Annotated in this window: 13 protein-coding genes; 5 read left to right on the forward strand and 8 right to left on the reverse strand. The window is 69.2% G+C overall.

All coding sequences use genetic code 11. The features are described from left to right. Window positions 1-151 precede the first annotated feature (151 nt). Window positions 152-1021, reverse strand: a complete 870-nt coding sequence (locus tag ACPXB1_RS23785; protein ID WP_231640233.1) for a LysR family transcriptional regulator — start codon at window positions 1019-1021, stop codon at window positions 152-154. A gap of 194 nt (window positions 1022-1215) precedes the next feature. On the opposite strand from ACPXB1_RS23785, the gene ACPXB1_RS23790 reads away from it, so the two are divergent. From ACPXB1_RS23790 to ACPXB1_RS23810, 5 genes are all read left to right on the forward strand, one after another. Beyond that, window positions 1216-2442, forward strand: a complete 1227-nt coding sequence (locus ACPXB1_RS23790; RefSeq protein ID WP_231640234.1) for an ATP-grasp domain-containing protein — start codon at window positions 1216-1218, stop codon at window positions 2440-2442. After that, a complete protein-coding gene (locus ACPXB1_RS23795; RefSeq protein ID WP_053660790.1) occupies window positions 2439-3683 on the forward strand; it encodes an MFS transporter in 1245 nt (414 codons plus the stop codon). The genes ACPXB1_RS23790 and ACPXB1_RS23795 overlap by 4 nt, the downstream gene beginning before the upstream one ends. After that, on the forward strand, window positions 3680-4843 hold the full coding sequence (locus tag ACPXB1_RS23800; RefSeq protein WP_053660792.1) for an aminotransferase class V-fold PLP-dependent enzyme: 1164 nt from the start codon (window positions 3680-3682) through the stop codon (window positions 4841-4843). Before ACPXB1_RS23795 ends, ACPXB1_RS23800 begins: the two co-directional genes overlap by 4 nt. A 79-nt stretch (window positions 4844-4922) precedes the next feature. Then, window positions 4923-5345 (forward strand): response regulator transcription factor, encoded by a 423-nt coding sequence (locus ACPXB1_RS23805; protein ID WP_197281667.1) that lies wholly within the window; start codon window positions 4923-4925, stop codon window positions 5343-5345. Next, window positions 5257-6045, forward strand: coding sequence for an NAD-dependent epimerase/dehydratase family protein (locus ACPXB1_RS23810; protein WP_053660794.1), 789 nt, complete (start codon window positions 5257-5259; stop codon window positions 6043-6045). The genes ACPXB1_RS23805 and ACPXB1_RS23810 overlap by 89 nt, the downstream gene beginning before the upstream one ends. Before the next feature lie 15 nt (window positions 6046-6060). Here the strand turns inward: ACPXB1_RS23810 and ACPXB1_RS23815 are convergent, their stop codons facing one another. The 7 genes from ACPXB1_RS23815 to ACPXB1_RS23845 are packed head-to-tail and all read right to left on the reverse strand — an operon-like array spanning window position 6061 to window position 18473. After that, entirely contained in the window at window positions 6061-6258 is a 198-nt protein-coding gene (locus ACPXB1_RS23815; protein WP_053660984.1) for a ferredoxin, read from the reverse strand. A gap of 28 nt (window positions 6259-6286) precedes the next feature. Then, window positions 6287-7525: a cytochrome P450 gene (locus tag ACPXB1_RS23820; protein WP_053660796.1), complete on the reverse strand. Its 1239-nt coding sequence runs from the start codon at window positions 7523-7525 to the stop codon at window positions 6287-6289. After that, the gene (locus ACPXB1_RS23825; RefSeq protein ID WP_425735791.1) at window positions 7522-13650 is read right to left on the reverse strand and encodes an amino acid adenylation domain-containing protein; all 6129 of its coding nucleotides are present in this window, start codon (window positions 13648-13650) and stop codon (window positions 7522-7524) included. The genes ACPXB1_RS23820 and ACPXB1_RS23825 overlap by 4 nt, the downstream gene beginning before the upstream one ends. Before the next feature lie 12 nt (window positions 13651-13662). Then, entirely contained in the window at window positions 13663-14106 is a 444-nt protein-coding gene (locus ACPXB1_RS23830; RefSeq protein WP_053660801.1) for a nuclear transport factor 2 family protein, read from the reverse strand. Next, on the reverse strand, window positions 14103-16277 hold the full coding sequence (locus ACPXB1_RS23835; protein WP_157553022.1) for an aminotransferase class III-fold pyridoxal phosphate-dependent enzyme: 2175 nt from the start codon (window positions 16275-16277) through the stop codon (window positions 14103-14105). The genes ACPXB1_RS23830 and ACPXB1_RS23835 overlap by 4 nt, the downstream gene beginning before the upstream one ends. 49 nt (window positions 16278-16326) lie before the next feature. Then, window positions 16327-17334: a proline dehydrogenase family protein gene (locus ACPXB1_RS23840; protein ID WP_053660805.1), complete on the reverse strand. Its 1008-nt coding sequence runs from the start codon at window positions 17332-17334 to the stop codon at window positions 16327-16329. Continuing rightward, the gene (locus tag ACPXB1_RS23845; RefSeq protein ID WP_053660807.1) at window positions 17331-18473 is read right to left on the reverse strand and encodes a fatty acid desaturase family protein; all 1143 of its coding nucleotides are present in this window, start codon (window positions 18471-18473) and stop codon (window positions 17331-17333) included. The genes ACPXB1_RS23840 and ACPXB1_RS23845 overlap by 4 nt, the downstream gene beginning before the upstream one ends. Between the last annotated feature and the right edge of the window lie 422 nt (window positions 18474-18895).

Consider the following 18895-nt stretch of genomic DNA (forward strand, 5'->3'; position numbering starts at 1 on the left):
CACCCGTCGGCACGGGCACACCGGCCGTTGAGTGACGCGCTTGCCGGTCGAGCCAATAGACGAAGCTTTGCCCACTTCCGGTGGTCCTGTCAACGCCGTACCCGACCCTATGCCGATCGTCGGCGATCGGATTCCGTGGGAGCCGGCACAATCAGCGCCGCGGCAGTTTCATCGCACGGATGTCGGCGACGATGTCGGCGACGACGGGTCGCTCGTTGGGTCGCTTCCAGGCCAGCGCCGCTGTGCACTGGAGGTCTCCCGCCAGCGGCACGATCACGACGCCCGCCCGCGCGTAGTGCTGCTCCGTGCTCTCCGAGAGCAACGCGACGCCGGCGCCGGCCGACACGAGTTCGAGGGTCTCCTCCAGCGACCCGGAGCTGACCGTTCCGAGCGGGGTCACATCGAGGATCTGGGGATGCCGGAAGGCGTTCCAGGCCGCGTCCGGTGAGCGCGGCACGACCCAGTGGCGGTCGCCGAGCTCGTCCGGCCGCACCTCCTCACGGCCGGCCAGCGGGTCGGTGACCGGCAGGGCGATCGCTCGCCGATCCGTGGTCACGACCAGTTGTTCCAGGTCCTCGGCCGTGAGTGGCGGCCAGATGATCGCCAGGTCAGTCGTGTCCGAGGCGAGCCCGCAACTGGGGTCGTCGAAGTCGAACCGCCGCAGCTCGACCGGGCGACCGAGACGCTGCTGGGCGATCCGGACGATCTGCCCGGTCACCGACGAGGCGGCCTCCCCCATGAACCCGAGGGTGAGGCCGTGGGGTTCGTCGTCGAGCAGAATGCCTTCCAGCTCGTCGGCGACGTGCACGAGTTGCTCGGCCCGGGACAGGACCCGCAGCCCCCGCTCGGTCAGTGACACCCCACCCAGCTCGCGCTGGAACAGCTTGGTGCCGGCGTGGGCTTCCAGCCGGGCGACAGCGGCGCTCACGGTCGGTTGGCTCACCTGCAACAGGCGGGCCGCCTCACCGAAGGATCCCTGTCCCGCCACGGCCACGAAGGCGCGCACGGACTGGAGCGTCATGACCACGGTACGACAATAGACGATGTCTATCCCCATAGCGATATCTTGGGGCGCGCCGATCCCGGGGGCCGTGGAAGTATCACCACCGAGGCCGATCACTACGCCTGCCCACGTGCGCGAACCTGTTGTTCGGCCTTTGGGACGCCGAAATTAGTCGAGGGGAATCAGCGGTGAAACGTCCTACAGGTGTGTTGGTGGATGCCTACAGCACGGGTAACTTCCTCCCCAGCGCCTTTCGTCGCCTCGGCGTCGCGGTATTCCACCTGCAGAGCACCCCGGAGCTAATGCCGAGCATGCTGGCGCCCGCACGGGACAGCTACGAAGACTTTCTCGTGTACGACAACGAAGAGACAGCGGTAAAGGATCTGGAGAAGATCTCGCCGCTGTTCGTGGTGGCGGGTCAGGAGCCCGGCGTTCCTCTCGCCGACCGGCTCAGCGAGGTGCTCGGCCTCCGGACCAACGGTTCGGCGCTGTCGTCCGCGCGACGCAACAAGTACGACATGATCGAGGTGGTGCGTGCCGCCGGCCTCGTCACGGCCGACCAGACGCTTACCAGCGACGTCGAGCAGGCCCTCGAATGGGCGAACACCGGTGGCCACTGGCCGTGCGTCACCAAGCCCCTCTCCTCGGCGTCGACGGACGGCGTGTTCGTCTGCCGCGACGAGGCCGACCTCCGCAACGCCTTCAGGTCGATCCTCGAATCCAAGGACATCTTCGACATACCCAACCAACAGGTGCTGGTCCAGAGCTACCTGGAGGGCACCGAGTACATCGTCGACACGGTGAGCGCGGACGGTCACGCGTATGTGTGCGGCGTCTGGCGCTACGACAAGCAGCTCCTGCCCAACGGCAAGCCGATCTACAACCGCGATGTGCTGATGAACGCCGACGATCCGGTGTGCGGCCCGCTGATCGCGTACACGCGGAAGGTGCTCGACGCGCTGGGGATCCAGAACGGCCCGGCGCACTCCGAGGTCATCATGCGCGCCGACGGTCCGGCCATCGTGGAGGTCGGAGCACGGCTCAACGGCAACATGCACCCCGGCTTCCACGACCTCTGCCTCGGCGGCAACCAGGCGGATCTCACCGCGCTGGCGTACGCCGACACCGACCGGTTCCTCGACGAGTACGGGGGCAAGGTCTATCAGCGGCGGCAGCCCGCCATCGTCTTCAACACGCCTACCGAGCTGTCCGGCCGGATCACCTCGATCAACGACGACGCGGTGCGCCGGATCCGGGAGCTGCCGTCGGTGGTGGAGCTGACGGTCAAGCGCAAGCCCGGGGACGTCCTCGTCCCCACCCGCGATCTGCTGACCAGCCCGCTGCGGGTCTTCATGACGGCGACCGACGAGGCGTCCCTCGAACGTGACTATCGTGCTGTCGACGACATCCGGGAGTCCGTGTACGGCCTCGACACATGAGGCCGACCCTTCGGGAGAACCTCGCCAGTCTTCGGCCCATCCGCGGCCTCCTCATCTCCGTCGCGGTGGCGCGCAGCTCGGTGATGCTCTTCCCGTTCTACGGGGCCTACCTGGCGGTCACCCGCGAAGAGCTGTCTCCGGCCGGCGTCGGCCTGGTGATCGGCGCGTTCGGCGTGGGCGCGCTGGTGGCCGACCTGGTCGTCAGCCAGCTGAGCAGACGGCTGTCGGAGCGCAGAGTCGCGGTGCTCGGCATGATCGGCGTCGCGGTGTCGGTCGTCGTGGTGGCCGTGATGCCGGGCATGTGGCCGCTGGTAGCGGTGACTGCCGCCTGGGGCTTCTGCTACGAGCTGATCAATCCTGTCTCGTACACGCTTGTCGCGATGATCATGCCGGATTCGCAGCGGCGGTTCGCCTTCGCCGCCGTGCGGCTGGCGGTGAACGTGGGCATGGGCATCGGCCCGGTGCTCGCGGGCGTGCTGTTCAACGTGTCTCCGAGCTTGCTGATCTGGGGCACCGCCGTCGGCTACCTGATCGCCGCCGGCATCCTGGCCCGCGCCAAGCTCGCCGGGATCCAGCAGAGCGTGGTCACCCCGGCCGCAGAGGCGGTCGACGACGCGCCGAGCCATGACCGGCGCGGCAGTGAGGTGAGGTTCTGGTCCTTCTTCGCCTCGATCATGCCGATCCATCTCGCCTACGCGTTGCCGCCCACCATCATCAGCGCGTACGTGATCCAAAATCTCGGCAGCCCGGCGGTGTGGGTGAGCGCCATCTTCGCGGTGAACGCGCTGCTGGTCATCACCTGCGAGATCGGCCTCAACCATCTCATGAACCACTGGCGGCGCCGCACGACGCTGCTGGCCGGTTACGCCTGCGCGCTCGTGGGTTTCGGCCTGATGGGCTTCGGGGCGAATCCCTGGATGCTGCTGCTTGGCACCGCCTGGTGGACCGTCGGCGAGATGATCGTCTTCCCGGCCATGCTGGACCACGTCAGCGCTGTCTCACCGGCCGCCCTGAAGGCTCGCAACATCGGCCTGTACGCCGCCGGTGTGAACGTCGGTGTGCTGGCGGCCCCTCTGCTGTTCCTCCCGCTCCTCGCGGCGACCGACGCCCGGGTCTCCTGGGCGGTGGTGGCCGGCGTCGTCGCCCTCGGCATGATCTCGGTGGCGGCGTTGAGCTCCGTGAAACACCTGTGGACGAGCGATGAGGTGGTGCCGGCCACCCTGGAAGGGACAAGCCGATGAACGCCGTGTCGTCAACCGCCGGGGCCGATCCGCTGCATTTCAACGTCGCCGGTGCCGGCGTACCGTCACCGGCGGTGACCGACGCCATCCGACAGTACCTGGAGCTTGAGGCGTCCTCGGGTCCCTACGAGGCTGAGGCGGCACACGGCGAAGGGCTTGTCGCGGCGGCACGTGCCGGTCTCGCCGGCCTGCTCGGCGCTGAGCCGTCCGGTGTCGCCCTCTTCGACAACGCGACCCGTGCCTGGACGACCCTTGTGGGAAACCTTCCGCTGGCCGCGGGCGACGTGGTCTGGGTGTCGGAGTACGACTACGTCGGCAACCTGTTCCACCTCGCCGAGCTGCGCCGACGTGTCGGCATCGACATCGTCGTCATGCCGTGCACCCCGCAGGGCGACGTCGACCTCGACTGGATCGCGAAGCATCTCAACGACGACGTCGCCCTCGTCTCGGTGTCACACCTGCCCTCCTGCTGCGGGGTGGTGGTCGACGTCGCCGGGATCGGCGCGATCGTCCGGGGATCCCGCGCGCTGTTCGTGGTCGACGGGTGCCAGGCGGTCGGCAACGTCGATGTCGACGTGGCGTCGATCGGATCGGACGTCTACACCGGCGCGGGCCGCAAGTTCCTGTGTGGCCCCCGGGGCACCGGCTTCGCGCACATCTCCGACAAGTACCGCGCCGTCGCCTCGCCGGCCGTGCTGGACGTGCACGCCATGACGGTCTCGGCAGCACTGGACACGAAGGCGCTGATCAGCGACGCGTCGAGCTTCGAGCTGGCCGAACGGAACATCGCCGTGTGGGCGGGGCTGGGCGTTGCCGTCGAGGAGCACCGTGCCCTCGATCCGGTGGAAGCCCAGCGATCGCGGGACCTTTTCGCGGTACTGGAGAGGGAGGTCTCCGCCATGCCGGGCCTCACCCGGCTCGGTCAGGCCAGCCGGAGGTCGGGAATCGTCTCGGTGACAAGCGAGCGGCTGCCGGTCGCCGACATCTACGCCCGCCTTGCGGAGCAGGGCATCAGGGCCTGGGTGGGTCACGGTGCGCACACGCCGTTGTTCGCGCTCGACCGGGGCGCCGACGACTTCCTTCGGATCTCCATGGGCCGCGGGACCACCCCAGCCGATGTCGAGAGACTGGTGACCGCTCTCGCCGACGTGACCCGGTGAGTTCGGCACAGGTGGCACGGCTCTGACCCACAGTCGCATCTGAATCACGGGGGTTCCATTGGTTCTGACCGAGTACAGATTGACAGTCACGACCGTCCTCGAAGAGGCGACGAGCAGGCTCAACCTCTTGACCGAGCGGGAGAAGGACGTCTTCTACGCCCTCGGGTGCGGGATGGCGAACGCCGAGGTGGCCCGTAATCTCACGATCTCCGAACGCACCGTCAAACACCATGTCACCGAGATCATGGCGAAGCTCGGTCTGGAGTCTCGGCTCAAGGTCGGCATCGTCGCCTGCATCACGCTGTTGACAAGTGAGGCCGCCGACAGCCAACAGTCGGCTCCACCGGCCACACCTCCCGCGACACCGCCGGGAGTCGGCGGCCCCGCCGGCACCAACCTGACAGGATGGATCCATGGCCAGGACCCTGGGGACAGTCGCGTTGACAGGCGCGGCCGGCGCTATCGGAACGGTGGTTCGCCCGGTTCTGGCCGAGCACGCTGACCGGCTCGTCCTCCTCGACGAGCAGCCGATCTCCGACGCGGGCCCCACCGAGACGGCACGGATTGTCGACCTACGCGATCCGGACGCCGTCGTCGCGGCTCTGGAGGACGTCGACTGCGTGGTGCACCTCGGCGGTATCGCCGACGAGGCCCCACTGGCCGATCTGCTGAACGTCAACGTGCTTGGCACGTACCACGTGCTGGAGGCCGCTCGTCGACATCGCCTGCGTCGCGTCGTGCTGGCCAGCAGCAACCGGATCACCGGCTTCTATCCGGCTGACGAGTTGGTGCACCCGGACTGGCCGGTGCGTCCCGACGGCCTCTACGGCGTCAGCAAGGCGGGGATCGAGGCGCTCGGTCGTCTGTACCACGACAAGTTCGACACACAGGTGGTCTGCCTGCGCATCGGCAGTATGGAGTCGGCCCCGACCGAGCCGCGCCACGCGGCGACCTGGCTCAGCCCACGCGACTGTACCGGTTTCATCCTGGCCTCCCTGACCGCGCCCGATCCGGGCTTCCGCACCCTGTACGCGGTCTCGGACAACGCCAAGCGATTCTGGGACGACGCCGGATGGGCGGCGATCGGCTACCGGCCCGTCGACAACGCCGCGCGGCACGGATACGGCGACGACCCAGCCGAGGGGGACGACGTGCAGGGCGGCGAATACGCGTCGGCCCCCTACACGCTACGGAACATGTAGCGCCAGCTCGTCCCGTCACTCCTCCCGCAACTCGATCGCCTCCACCGGGCAGACGGACCTCGCCTCCCGCACAGCCTCCACCGAGTCGGCGGAGAGGTCCTGGGCACGTACGGTCGCGATGCCGTCCTCCGGATCCTGGTCGAAGACCTCGGGAGCCGTCAGCACACAGAGACCTGCTCCGACGCACGCGCCGGCATCCACACTTACCCGCATCTCCACAACCTCCGGGGACAGAGTCGGTTCACCACGTCACCAACAACTCGTGCACGCCGTACACGGCCATGTCTGATTTGAACCGGACGGCCTCCAGCGGTGTCGCGAGCCGCAGCCCCGGCGTGCGCCGGGCGACGCCGCCATACACCGCCTCCAACTCGATTCGGGCCAGCGCCTGCCCGATGCACTGGTGGCTGCCGTACCCGAAGGCGAGATGGTGACGGGCCGGCGCGGTGACGTCGAGTTCGTCACCCTGAAGGAAATGGTCACCGTCCCGGTTCGCCACGTCGATTGCGGCGATGACGCCCTCACCGGCACGGACCCGGTGTCCGTTGACCTCCACGTCCGTGGTGGCGATCCGCCGGATGCCGCGCTGCACCACAGTGAGGTAGCGCAGCAGTTCATCAGTCACCCGCGACACGGTCGCCGGTGTCTGGTCGCGACGGAGGTACGCGAACTGCTCGGGATGCTGCGTCAAGGCGAGAACACCGAGGGACATCATGTTCGCGGCGGTGTCGTGGCCCGCCGTCAGCACCAGCAACGCCATCGCCGCGAGCACCTCGCGGGTCACGGACCCGCTGCGCACGTGCCGCGCCGTCAACCGGCTGATCAGGTCTTCCCGTGGTCGCCGGTCACGCTCGCCGATGAGCGCGACAAGGTAGTCGAAGATCTCGCCGCGTGCCGCGGTGGCCTCCGCCAGCGTCAAGCCCACCATACCCATGGTGGCCGTGCGGCTCCGGACGAACTCCGCGTCCTCGTGCGGCACGCCGAGCAGCTCACAGATCACCGACAACGCGGTGGGCAGCGCCACCGTCGCGACGAAGTCGCTCGGACTCCCGGCGGAGATCAGCGCGTCAAGGTGGCCGTCGACCACTCGGGTGATCTGTGCGCGACGTTCCTCGCTGCGTCGGACGGTGAACTCGGGCATCAGCATCCGCCGGTTGGCGGCGTGCTCCTGCCCGTCCATGACGAGCATCGTGGCGCCGACATTCACCTCCGCCGCCGCCACGCCACTGGACAGCGGAAAGCCGGGCCGTGACTTGTCGGCACTGAACCGGGGGTCGGAGAGCACCACGCGTACGTCGTCATACCGGGTGAAGAGCCACGGGTGGCTGCCGTCCCAGATCGTGACGCGTCGGGGGCCGACCGCGCGGAGCGCGCTGGCAGCCGGTGGCGGGTCGAACGGGCAGCCACGGCTCATCGGGTACGTCGGATGGTCGGCCGATTCGGCGACCGCAGCGGTCGCGTCAGGCTGGACAGGGGTCATTCCACTCCTTCGTCCTGAAGATGTCCCTGGCCGTGCAGGTACCCCCAGCACTTCTCGATCAGGTCCGGGCCGAAGGCAGGCAGGGTGACGCCGCGACGGTTGAGGTCCCGCACGGTGGCGTCGCTGTCGAGTCGCGCCCCGCCTCGAACGCCGTCGTCGCCCAGATGGTGCAGATAGGGCAGGGCGGGCAACTCGGTGCCACCAGCCGCAGCCGCACGGATCCGGTCGACCCACACGCTTAGCGGCACCGCGGACGACGTCGTGCCGAACATCCGGTCATGGACCGCCATGAAGGCACCGAGGTCGACGCCGTAGCGCTGGTGGAGGTGCTGCACCGGCATCGGTGCGTCGTCAAGCACCCCGCTGACCACCGCCCGCGCGGCGACGTCCACGGGCAGCAGGTCGGCGCGGGCCGCAGCGCCGGTCGGATAGCACCCCAACCGCCTGGCGGTAAGCAGCAGGCGGCAGAACATGTCGTCGACGTTGACGGCACCGTGGACGGTGTCGCCGAAAACCCGACCCAGCCGGTACACCACCGACTCGGCGCCCTGTGTGGACGCCCTGGCGATCAGGCGCTCGGCCGCCCACTTGCTCGCCGAGTACCCGCGTGCGGGCGAGTGCCGCTCGTCGGCTGTGGAGGACCACTCGTCGACCTGGCGTGCAGGGCCGTCGGCGAACACCGCGGTCGTCGAGAGGTGGTGCAGACGCTTCGCGCGCCCCGCATCGAGCAGGCGGAGGAGTTCGGCGGTCCCACGCACGTTTGTGGGCGCGTTCACCGAATACGGTGACAGGTGGTGTACCCGTGCGCCGGCGTGCACGATGGCGTCGACGTCCGTGAGCGCCTCCCAGGTAGCCGCGGTCGCGCCCAGGGCAGGCGCCGCGAGGTTCCCGACGTCCACCGTGAGTCGTGGATTCGCGACGTCCAGGGCGACCAGGTACCGGTCGGCGACCTCCTGGAGCCGCCGTCTGCCCTCCCGTTGCGAGGTGGCTCGGACCAGACAGCGCACCTCGGCGTCGGTGTGCCGGAGCAGTTCCGCGAGAACGAACATCCCGACCAGTCCGGTGGCGCCGGTGAGCAGCACGTTCCGCGGAGGTACGGCAGGGGTGCCCCGGAAGCGCCACGAGGGGTCGAGCAGGGCTGACTCCTCCGGCACCGCCTGGGCGCTCGCGACGGCTACCCCCTCCCGGCGGCCCTCGATCCGGCTGACCACGGCACCGACCGTGGGCTCTGCGAGGAAATCCCTGATGTCGATGGAGACGCCGGTGACCTCCTCGATCCGGGTGAGCAGTCGGATCAGGCGCAGCGAGTGCCCGCCGACGTCGAAGAAGTCGTCGTCGAGCGATCTCACCTCGGTGTGCAGGATCTCGCGCCAGAGGGCGGCGACCACGCGCGCCGTCGTGGACAGGGTCGGGACGGCCGGCATCGGCCCCTCAGCGGCGGCCCGGTGCTGTTCCCCGCCGGGTCGGTCGGTGCGCTCTGCGGCACGGCGGGCGAGTTCCCTGCGGTCGGTCTTGCCGTTGCCGTTCGTCGGAATCTGTGGCACGGCCATGAACGCCGCCGGGATCATGTAGCGGGGAAGCCTGCGCGCCACGAAGGCGCGCAGCGTGTCGGAGGCGACCTGTCCGACGACGAAGGCCACGAGTTCGGCGTCGTCTCCTTCGCCGGCCAGCACCACGGCGGCCTCGGCGACGTCCGGGTGGCTGGCGAGCACCGTCTCGATCTCGGCCGGTTCGATCCGGAAGCCACGCAGCTTCACCTGGTCGTCGAGGCGCCCGAGGAAGTCCAGATTGCCGTCGGGCAGCCAGCGCACCCGATCCCCCGTGCGGTAGAGCCGCTGACCGCCGACGGCAGGAACGACGCCGAACCGGGCTTCCGTCGCCGCCGGGTCGTTCCAGTAGCCGACGGCCAGACCCGCGCCGCCCAAGCACAGCTCCCCCGGCACCCCGACGGCGGCGAGCTGGCCGAACCGGTCGAGCACGAAGGCCGACGTTCCGGGCAGCGGTCGCCCGATCGGAACCCGGGTCCGAAGATCGTCGGGAAGCACCTGGTGGGTGGTGGCCAGGATCGCCGCCTCCGTCGGGCCGTAGCCGTTGATCACCACGGTGGTGGCGGAGTAGTGGCGTGTGTCGCGCTCGTCGGCGGGTTCACCCGCCACCAGGAGGATCCGTAGCGACGGCAGGTTGGGACGCGCCAGCGCCCGGAGAAAGGAGGGTACGCAGACGAGGACCGTGATGCCGTTGCGCGCGACGAACCGGGTGAAGGCGCCCCGGTCGGCGCGGTGCTCGTCGGAGCAGTAGACCAGGGTGGCACCGCAGAGCAGCGGCATGAACTGCTCGTACGCGGCGACGTCGAAGCCGGGCGAGGTCGTCTGCAGCCAGATGTCGTCGGGCCGGAACGGATGCCGCCGCAGGTTGCCGTACAGGGTGTTGACCACTGCCGCGTGTGTGACGACCACTCCCCTCGGGCGGCCGGTGCTGCCCGAGGTGTAGATGACGTAGGCGGGGGTGTCGGCGTCGCCCACGCCGGTAGGAAGCGGGCTGGCGTCCGGGCCGGCGAACTCCTGCAACTGCCGGATGTCGACAGTGGGGGCGCCGAGGGGTTCGGCACCGAAGAGCTGCTCGACGAGGCCCTTTCCGGAAAGGACGAGGGCCACCTGCGCGTCGACAATCATCCGTGTCAACCGGTCGCGCGGATGCGACGGGTCCAGCGGGACGTAGGCCGCACCGGCCTTCAGGACAGCGAGCAGGGCGACCAACAGCTCCGGCGACCGCTCCAGGCAGACCGCGACGTACGAGCCGGGGCGCAGCCCTGCCGCGCGCAGTCCCGCCGCGACGCGGTCGCTGCGCTCGTCCAGCTCCCGGTAGGTCAGCGTCTCCTGGTCGCCCACCACGGCGATCCGGTCCGGCCCTCGGCGGGCCTGGGCGCGCACCAACTCGTGCAGCGGGCCCGGGGCGGCGTCGACGGCGGGCACCTGGCCGCCGACGGCAAGCGCCGCGAACTCGGTTGGTCCGGCGAGTCGCGCCTGCCGGAGGGGGTCGGTCGGGTGCGCGCTCAGCCACCGGAGCGCGTTCGACAGGTGCTCGCCGAGTTGCCGGACGGTGTCGGCGCGGAACAGGTCCGTGTTGAACTCGACCTCGACGGCGACCCGGTCACCGAGTTCCCGAAAGCCGAAGGACAGGTCGAACTTGGCGGTCCTTCGGGGCGGTGGCGGCACGGCGGTGACCTGGGCGGCACCCAGCCGTAGCGTGCCGCTCGACCGCTGCTGGTAGTTGACGACCGCTTGGAACAGCGGCGCACCGCCGAGGCCGACGTCCTCGGCAACGGTGTGCGTCGGCACGCCCTCCTGCCCGTACAGCTCCAGGCAGACCTCACGAACGTGCCGCAACAGATCGGCGACCGTGGCGTCCGGCGGAGGGTTGATGCGGGCGAGCGACATGGTGACGAAGTAGCCGATGAGGCGGTCGCTGCCCGGGACATCCCGGCCGGCGACGGGCACTCCGAGGGCGAGGTCGTCCCGCTCGGCGTAGCGGGACAGGACGACGTGGACGGCGGCGAGCGCGAGCATGAACCGGCTCACGCCGTGCTGTCGGGCAGCGGCGGCGGCAGCGGCGGTCAGCTCGGCGTCGAGTTCGAGGCGGACCAGGTCACCGTTTCCGGTCGGCGCTGCGGGCCTCGCCAGGTCGGTGGGCAGTTCGAACGGCCCCGGGTAACCGGCGAACCGGCGGCGCAGTGTCTCGGCGACCTCCGCGCGTCGCTCGGCCTGTCGGCGGCGCTCGCGGCGTACGTGGTCGGCGAACTGGAACTCCAACGGTGGCAGCGGGGATTCGTCGAGGTGCTCCCGGTTCTCGTAGAGCGTGGCCAGCTCGAGGAAGAAGATGCCGCACGACCAGTCGTCCGCGACGAGGTGGTGGAGGTTGACGTCGACCATCCACTTGTCGTCGGCGAGGCGGAGCACCTCGATGCGGACGAGGGGCTCGCCCAGCTCGACCTGGCGCGCGGCGGCGGCGTCGATCCGGGTCTGTGCTGCCTGTCGCGCCTCGTCGAACGGCAGGTGCCGCAGGTCGCTAAGGGTGACGGCGGGGCCGCCGTCGGCGGCGCTGACCTGCCACAGCCCGTCCGCGTCATGCGCGATGACGGTCCTCACGGCCTGCTGGCGGTCGGCGAGCGCGCGGATGGCACGCCGCAGGCCGGGCTCGTCGAGTGTGCCGCGGACGACGAAGGTCCGGCCGATGTTGTACCGGCCCGCGCCGGCCAGCCGATCCTCGAACCAGACGCCCTCCTGGCTCGGCAACAAGGGCACCCGCACGCTCGCACCTGGTGCCAGGCGGGTGGTCGGCGAGCCGCTGCCCTGCGCGACGCGGCGTGCCACGTCGCGGACGGTGGAGCCCTCCATGAGGTCCGCGAGGGACAGCGACACACCACACTCACGCCGGAGGTGGGCCAGGATCTCCAGTGCCGCGAGCGAGTCGCCGCCGAGACCGAGGAGGGTGTCGTCGGCCCCGACCACCTGCTGGCCCAGGACACGCGCCCAGATGGCGCCGATCATCCGCTGCGCTCCGGTCATCTCGGCATCGCCGCTCGGAACGCCGGCAGCGGGCACCGCGCCGAGGGCGGCGAGCCGTTGCCGGTCGGTCTTGCCGTTGGCCGTGCGGGGCAGCGCCCCGACGACGGTCACCGCCGACGGGACCATGTGGCCGGGCAGGACGGCTGCGAGTCGGGCCCGCACCTCGGCCGGGGCGAGGTGCGCCCCCGGCACCGGCACGACGAACGCGGTGAGGCGGCCGGCGGGGACTGCCGACACCATGACCACCGCGGCCTCACGAACCGACGGGTGGTCGTCGAGCGCGCGTTCCACCTCGCCGAGTTCGACGCGGTAGCCGCGCACCTTGATCTGGTCGTCCCCGCGACCGAGGTATTCGAGGTTTCCGTCGGGGAGCAGCCGGACCCGGTCGCCGGTGCGGTAGACCCGTTGGCCCTGGCGCGACGGATGCGGTACGAAACACGCTGCGGTCTTGCCCGGGTCCCGCAGATAACCGCGCGCCAACCCCGGCCCCTGTACGCACAACTCCCCCACCTGGCCCGGTGGCACGGGTCTGAGCTGCTCGTCGAGCACGAGGGCCGGACCGCCGAACAACGGCGTTCCGATCGGCACCGACGGCCACGCCTCGTCGTAGCGGGTCATCGGGTGCCAGGTGGCGTAGACGGTCGCTTCGGTGGGTCCGTAGCCGTTGACGACCGTGCAATCCGGCACCGTGGCCAGGACCTCGCGGACCGCCCGCACCGACGCCCGGTCGCCGCCGGACACGAGAAGCCGAAGCCCGCGCAACGCAGCGCGGTGATGGTCGACGACCATCGCCAGCAGCGGTGCCGCTAACCGCAGCACGGTGATCTCGTACCGCACCAGCAGGTCGGCGATCTGGTGCAGGCTCGGACGAGGGTCGGGCGGCAGTACGAGAGTGGCGCCGTTGAGCAGTGCGCCCCAGATCTCGAACACCGACGGGTCGACGGTCAGCGGCGCCAGTTGCAACAGCACGTCCTGCGGCCGTATGCCCAACCGGTCGTGACGTGCCAGCGCCACGACCGAGACGTGCTCGATGAGCACCGCCTTCGGCCGGCCCGTGCTGCCGGAGGTGTACATGGCGTACGCGAGAGCCGTCCCGCCCAGCTTTGGAAGGTCGCGGGTGCCGGCCACCCGGTCGGCGACCGTCGGGCCGTACTGGTCGTCGATCGCCAGCACGTCGATCCCCGGCGGGGCCAGCCGCCGGATCCGCTCCGCGTCCGGCGAGCGCACGAGGACGTGCCGTACTCCGCTGTCGGCGAGCATCATTGCCAGCCGCGCATCCGGCAGCCCGGGGTCCAACGGCAGGTACGCCCCGCCGGCACGCAGGACGCCGAGCAGGGCTGCGACGACCTGGGGCGACACCGTCGCGCAGACCGCGACGAGGTCCTCGGGGGCGATCCGGTGGACCAGGTCCCGGGCCACCCGGTGTGCGCACACGTCGAGGTCCCGGTAGGTCAACGCGTCCGCGCCGCAGCGCAGCGCTACCCGCTCCGGCGACGTACGCAGGACCTGGTCGAATGCTTCCGGAATGCTCACGGCACCGGTGCCGCCGTCCGTCGGCATCGCTCCGACCTCCTAGGCGGGACGCTGCTGACGGGGACCGCTGTCAGTCGGTCCGGCGCTCTTCTGGAGGGCTTCGACCACAGTGGCCGTGTCGTAGAGGTCCAGGTAGCGGACGATCAGCCCGTCGCGGACCGTGAAGACGTTCATCCACTGCGCCTCGTACTCGGCGCCGTTGGCGATCACGTCGGTGCGGCTCACCCCGAGGACGACCACCTCGTCGCCGGCGGCGATGAACCGGTACGGCACACACTCGCGAACCCGGATCAGGCCCCGGACGATCTCGAAGAACCGGTCGAATCCGACCTCCCCGTGGTAGACGCCTGCCCACGGTAGCGACGGCGGCCCGTGGTAGATCCACTCGAACTCCGGGTCGAGCAGCCCTTTGATCGCAGGAAGGTCCCCCTTGTCGAAGAGGTCGAAGAAACGACGCACCACGGCCTCGGGCTGATCGTTCATGTGCCGCTCCTCAGCGGTAGGTGCTCGACGTCCGGTCGGCGGCGGCCACGAAGGGCGGCGAGGCGTTCCCGCACGACGAGCGCGCCGACCTGCCGCAGCATCGTGTACGGGCTTGTCGCGGCCAGCTCGGTGACGCGGCTCGCGAAGTACCGGGCCTCGGCCGTGCTGGCGATCGTGGGAAGGAGGAAGAGGTCGTAGACGACGAACACCCGGGCGTGGAGGATCCACCACAGCATGGTCATCGTCGTCAGCGCGTCGCCGTCCTGGCGTACGAACCGGCGCATCAGGCGAGGTGGTAGCACCTCCAGACGTCCCATCAGCCCGACCACGAACCGACGGCCGATGCTCCTGGATCGCCGGGGCAGGGTGTCGATGCCAGTGGCCACGACGGCGGCGAGCGCCTCGGTCCGGCTCGGTAGTCCGAGGCGATCGACCTGGGCGACGGCGTGCAGCGCGACGTGTGCCCCGAACTGGTCGGCGTGGCGGTTGCGCAGGTCGTCCACGAGGTCCGGTGCGCTCCGGCGGGCCTGCTGGTACACCGACTCGGACACCATCGTGGCGCCGGTCGGAAAACAGCCGTAGCTCAGTGCCTTCGACAACGACACGATGTCCACCTCGGGCAGCCGGCCCTGGAAGGCGAACCGGCGGCCACACCGGTAGAACGACGTCAGCACCTCGTCGACCCCGACCAGGAAGCCGTGGGTCGTACGCTCCCGGGCCACGACGGCGAGCAGCTCGTCGGGGATGGGCTCGTACGCGTCGGAGCTGCCGTGCACGATCTCGATCCAGACGAGACCCACGTCCCCGGTGGCGAGTTCCGCCTGAAACTCGCTGACGACGTCCGGGCCGAAGGGGTCGAGATATCGCACGTTGTCGTAGAGCGGCCCGAAGGGCTCCCTGGTGCGTTCCGCCGCTGTCGCGAGCAGCGAGACCAAAGTCTTGCCGCCGTAGTTGTGCCGGAAGACGATCATCCGGCCGGTGCGCGGTCGGGCGAGCATGGCGAGGGTGACGCCGTTCTCCACGGCGGACGCGCCGCTGACGGCGGGAAAGGATCGGGCCAGCCCCGTCTCCGCGGCCAGCACCTCCTCCAACCGAGCGACGTAGTCCACGTCGTCGTCGTGTCGATCCAGCACGTCGCTGACCAGGTCGTCCGGGTTGTGCCCGTTGACGCCCAGGCCCGCGCCGCAGAGCCCGTCAAGCACCTCGACGCGGCGCCCGGAGTCCAGCTGCACGGTCAGCCGCGAACCCGAGGCGCGTACGACGTGCAGCGCCCCGTACGTCTTGCGGTGCAGTTCCGCCGTGCCCGGATTGACGTGCTCGGCGTAGGCGCGCAGGGTTCGCCCCCAGTCTCGGGCTAGTTCCTCGGACGCCCTGCGGACCGGGGCGTCGGCCGACCACCTGCGGTGCAGCACGGCCATGACCTTGCGCATCGCGAGCGAATTGCCGCCGTAGGTGTTCGAGTGCAGGAAGGCGCGCTTCCCCGACCAGACCGCGAAGAGTTCGGTAGTGCCGACGACCGCCCCGAACGGCACCTCGTGGTCCGTCAGGGACCCACCGACGAGGACGAGATCGGGCTCCACCGCCTCGGCGAGCGGAGAACGCGCCCGGGTGAAGTCGAAGGTGCCGAGGTCGAGTGCGATCGGGACGCCGCGCCGCCGGCACTCGACGGCGAGGCGACCGGCCTGGGCCTCGTCGAGTGCGGTGTCCCGGAGGATGACCCCGCAGTGCTCACCGTCTCGGAGCAGGCGCTCCAACTCGGCGGCCGTGTCGACCACCACGACGCCGGGCACCAGGGCTCTCGCCGGGCCGGCGTCCAGCGGATCGAACCGGCGGGCCAGCATGGGGTCCGGATCCAGCACGACGACCCGGCCGCCATGCTGGTGCGCCCGGTCGAGCCCGTGGTGGCGGAGCAACTTGACCGCACCGTGCAGCGCCTCGAGGCCCGAGTTGGCGAAGAACGTGCGGTGCCGCCGCGCCGGGTCTCGGCGGGTGAGCTCCCCCACCGCCGCGCTCAGCAGGTGGCCCACCTGCGCCGCCTCGGTGGTGACGAACCACGACGGCATGACGAAAATCGGGTACTTCTCCCGGATCAGGTCGGTGAGGATCTGCCGGGTCTCCGGACCGATCCCCCGGCTCCGGTCGGTTGCGTCCCGGTGAGTCGAGGTAGACACGGGCATCCTTTCCTCGTCGGTGCGGCCGAGGACCGCCGCCGTGCGCTCGTCAGCGGTAGTCACGACCGAACTCGATCCGGCGCGGATCGTGCAGGTCTGCCAGGGCGGTGAGGACGTTCGGCGGGTACTCGGCGAGGCGGTGCAGGAAGTGCAGCCACCAGTTCTCGCCGTACACGGTGGCGACCCGGACGGGCACACCCTGGTCGCGCAGGCTGCGGAGGAGATCGGGCCGTACGCCGTGCAGCATCTCCACCTCCTCGACGCGGCTGAGCAGCCCGCGACGAGCGGCGAGATCGTGCACGGCGGGGTCCTGCGAGGCGCAGGTGACCCGGCTCTGGAGGGTGGTCAGTCGTTCGAGGAGGGTTACGTATCGTTCGTCGAGTTCTGGTCCGCGGGGCAGCGCCACGTCGGGCGACTCCCGGTAGACACCCTTGACCAGGCGGAACTTGGCGCCCGTGTCGGCGAGCGACTCGATGTCGTCGGCCGTGCGGTGCAGGTGCGCCTGGAGGGTCAGGCCGACGTTGTCGTACTTACCGGCCAGTTGCCGGAACACGTCGAGGATCCCGTCCACGAATGTGGAGTTCTCCATGCTGATGATGATGTCCATGCCCTTGGTGGCAGCTGCCTCCAGTAGGCGGGCCGTGTTCTCGTACGCCATCTCCGGTGAGATGAGAGCGCCCACGTTGGACAGGTCGAAGCCGAGCTGTACGGGTTGGCTCAACGCCTCGCTGGATTCGCTTATGAGCGCCTCGTACTCGGCCACGACGCCCTGGATCTCCGCGGCGTCCTGGGCCTCCTCGCCGACGACCTCGACACCGACGGCGTAGCCGGCCTCGGCGAGAATCGGCAGTCGGCGGAGAAGGCCCGCGCGGTCCTGCGCGACGATGTAGCGGCTGGCCGCGGGCCAGAGCGTCTCCCGCAGCAGGGCGCTCTCCGCGAACGCGGTTCGGTAGGACAGGCCGGCCGCCAGAACCTTCAGGGCGGCGGTGGCAGACCGCAGGTCAGGCTCCACAATGCTCATGTCGCGTCCGTCCGTGGTGAGGTTCGTGATCGTCATCGGGTCGCACCTTCAAGCTCAGCGGCACGCTGGGTGGCGTGCTTCATGGCCAGTACCTCGGCGAAGGTCGTGGACGCCGTCGCCGGATCCCCGCCTTCGCGCCGCCATCTGCGGTACTTCGAGGCGTAGCTGATCAACGTCTCCTTGTTTCCCTGCCCCGGCGGCCGGGTGACGATGCCGGCCCACATGCTGTCCCAACCCGCGTATGCCTTGTCCTTGAGCAGGGCGGCGTGCGCATTCTTCATATTCCAGAACGGCACACCCGTGTTGAGGTGGTGCACGAGGTGGTAGTTGTCGTGGTGCCGTCCGAGCAGAAAGTTCTCGATGGCCCAGCCGTGCCGGTTGCGGGTCATGAGGACCTGCTTTTCTTCGCTCTCGGGCAGCGGGTAATGCTCAGCGAGCTCCGTCAGCCAACCGATGGCGATGGCGGTCGTGAACATGGGCACGAACCAGAAGAGCAATATAAGAGTTGCCCATCCGAACGCGAATGCGATACCGACGATGGCGAGCCACTGGGCGACGATGATGAGACGCTCCGCACGCAGCGAGATAGGCATGGAGACCTTCGCCTGCGGCATCTTGCAGAAGATGCGGTCGTCGATGACGTACTTGATGTACTGCGGTGTGCGGAAGCCGAGGATGCTCAGCAGGATGTTCTTGCCGAAGAAGACCACATCGGATTCTCGGTGGTCGTACAGGCCGCACTCGACGTGGAACGAGTAGTCGGGATCCTTCTCGGGATCGCCCAGGTAGCGGTGGTGGTAGCCGATGTGCGTGTTCCGGTACGGGTTGTACAGGTGGAGCACGAGATAGCCGGAGAAGATCGTGCCGAGTATCAGGTTGAGCTTCTGGTTGCGGGCGAGCACCTTGTGTGACGACTCGTGCAGCAGGTTGACGAATCCCCGCTGCGTGGAACCGATCAGGATCGCGGATATCGGATAGAACCACCAGGACAGACCCAGACATAGATAGACAGAGAAGGCGATCACTGCGAAGTCGGTGAGTATGGCGAGCGGAGCGTGGTAGTTGTCCAGCTTGCACAACTGCCGCAACTCCTTTCGGACTCCGGCTTCGATGTTGGAGAAATCGAAGTCAACATGACCTGACAAAGCAGGCTCACGAGCAAGGTCGACTGGCATTACTCACTCCCGATTAGCAAGCGCGGCAAAGAATGCCGGCGAGGATGCCCCTGGAGATCCGACTACAGCCAGAGCAGGGGTGCCGAAACAAGAACCGGCGCAGGCCGGTCACAACAGCATCTCGGCATTTACATTGCTCTTGGTCAGCATGTACGCCGCGTCAGGGGGTCGGTACTGTACTAAAGTCCGATCACCGAAAGAGACGGCTCGAATACTTGCTGCCACCAGCAGCTAAACCCATGCTTGGGACAAGGACTGTGACGTATGTCACTGTAATGTCGGTCGATTTGTGCCGTCGCCGCGGCAGCGGTGCGTCGGTGAGCACGACCGCCCCGGCCCCGGCGAGTCGACGCGCCGGAGGCGGAAACGCCCCATCTCGAAGGCAGGTCGGCAGGTCAGGCCCGGGTCGACGGGCGCGCGTG

It is taken from the genome of Micromonospora sp. DT68, from assembly GCF_049847245.1.
Classification (GTDB): domain Bacteria; phylum Actinomycetota; class Actinomycetes; order Mycobacteriales; family Micromonosporaceae; genus Micromonospora; species Micromonospora profundi.

What these genes read in the sequence shown, in the direction of transcription:
- ACPXB1_RS23785 (WP_231640233.1), bottom strand. Translation starts at nt 1,021, where the DNA reads ATGACGCTCCAGTCCGTGCGCGCCTTCGTGGCCGTGGCGGGACAGGGA.
- ACPXB1_RS23810 (WP_053660794.1), top strand. Translation starts at nt 5,257, where the DNA reads ATGGCCAGGACCCTGGGGACAGTCGCGTTGACAGGCGCGGCCGGCGCT.
- ACPXB1_RS23795 (WP_053660790.1), top strand. Translation starts at nt 2,439, where the DNA reads ATGAGGCCGACCCTTCGGGAGAACCTCGCCAGTCTTCGGCCCATCCGC.
- ACPXB1_RS23845 (WP_053660807.1), bottom strand. Translation starts at nt 18,473, where the DNA reads ATGCCAGTCGACCTTGCTCGTGAGCCTGCTTTGTCAGGTCATGTTGAC.
- ACPXB1_RS23825 (WP_425735791.1), bottom strand. Translation starts at nt 13,650, where the DNA reads ATGCCGACGGACGGCGGCACCGGTGCCGTGAGCATTCCGGAAGCATTC.
- ACPXB1_RS23815 (WP_053660984.1), bottom strand. Translation starts at nt 6,258, where the DNA reads ATGCGGGTAAGTGTGGATGCCGGCGCGTGCGTCGGAGCAGGTCTCTGT.
- ACPXB1_RS23820 (WP_053660796.1), bottom strand. Translation starts at nt 7,525, where the DNA reads ATGACCCCTGTCCAGCCTGACGCGACCGCTGCGGTCGCCGAATCGGCC.
- ACPXB1_RS23830 (WP_053660801.1), bottom strand. Translation starts at nt 14,106, where the DNA reads ATGAACGATCAGCCCGAGGCCGTGGTGCGTCGTTTCTTCGACCTCTTC.
- ACPXB1_RS23800 (WP_053660792.1), top strand. Translation starts at nt 3,680, where the DNA reads ATGAACGCCGTGTCGTCAACCGCCGGGGCCGATCCGCTGCATTTCAAC.
- ACPXB1_RS23840 (WP_053660805.1), bottom strand. Translation starts at nt 17,334, where the DNA reads ATGACGATCACGAACCTCACCACGGACGGACGCGACATGAGCATTGTG.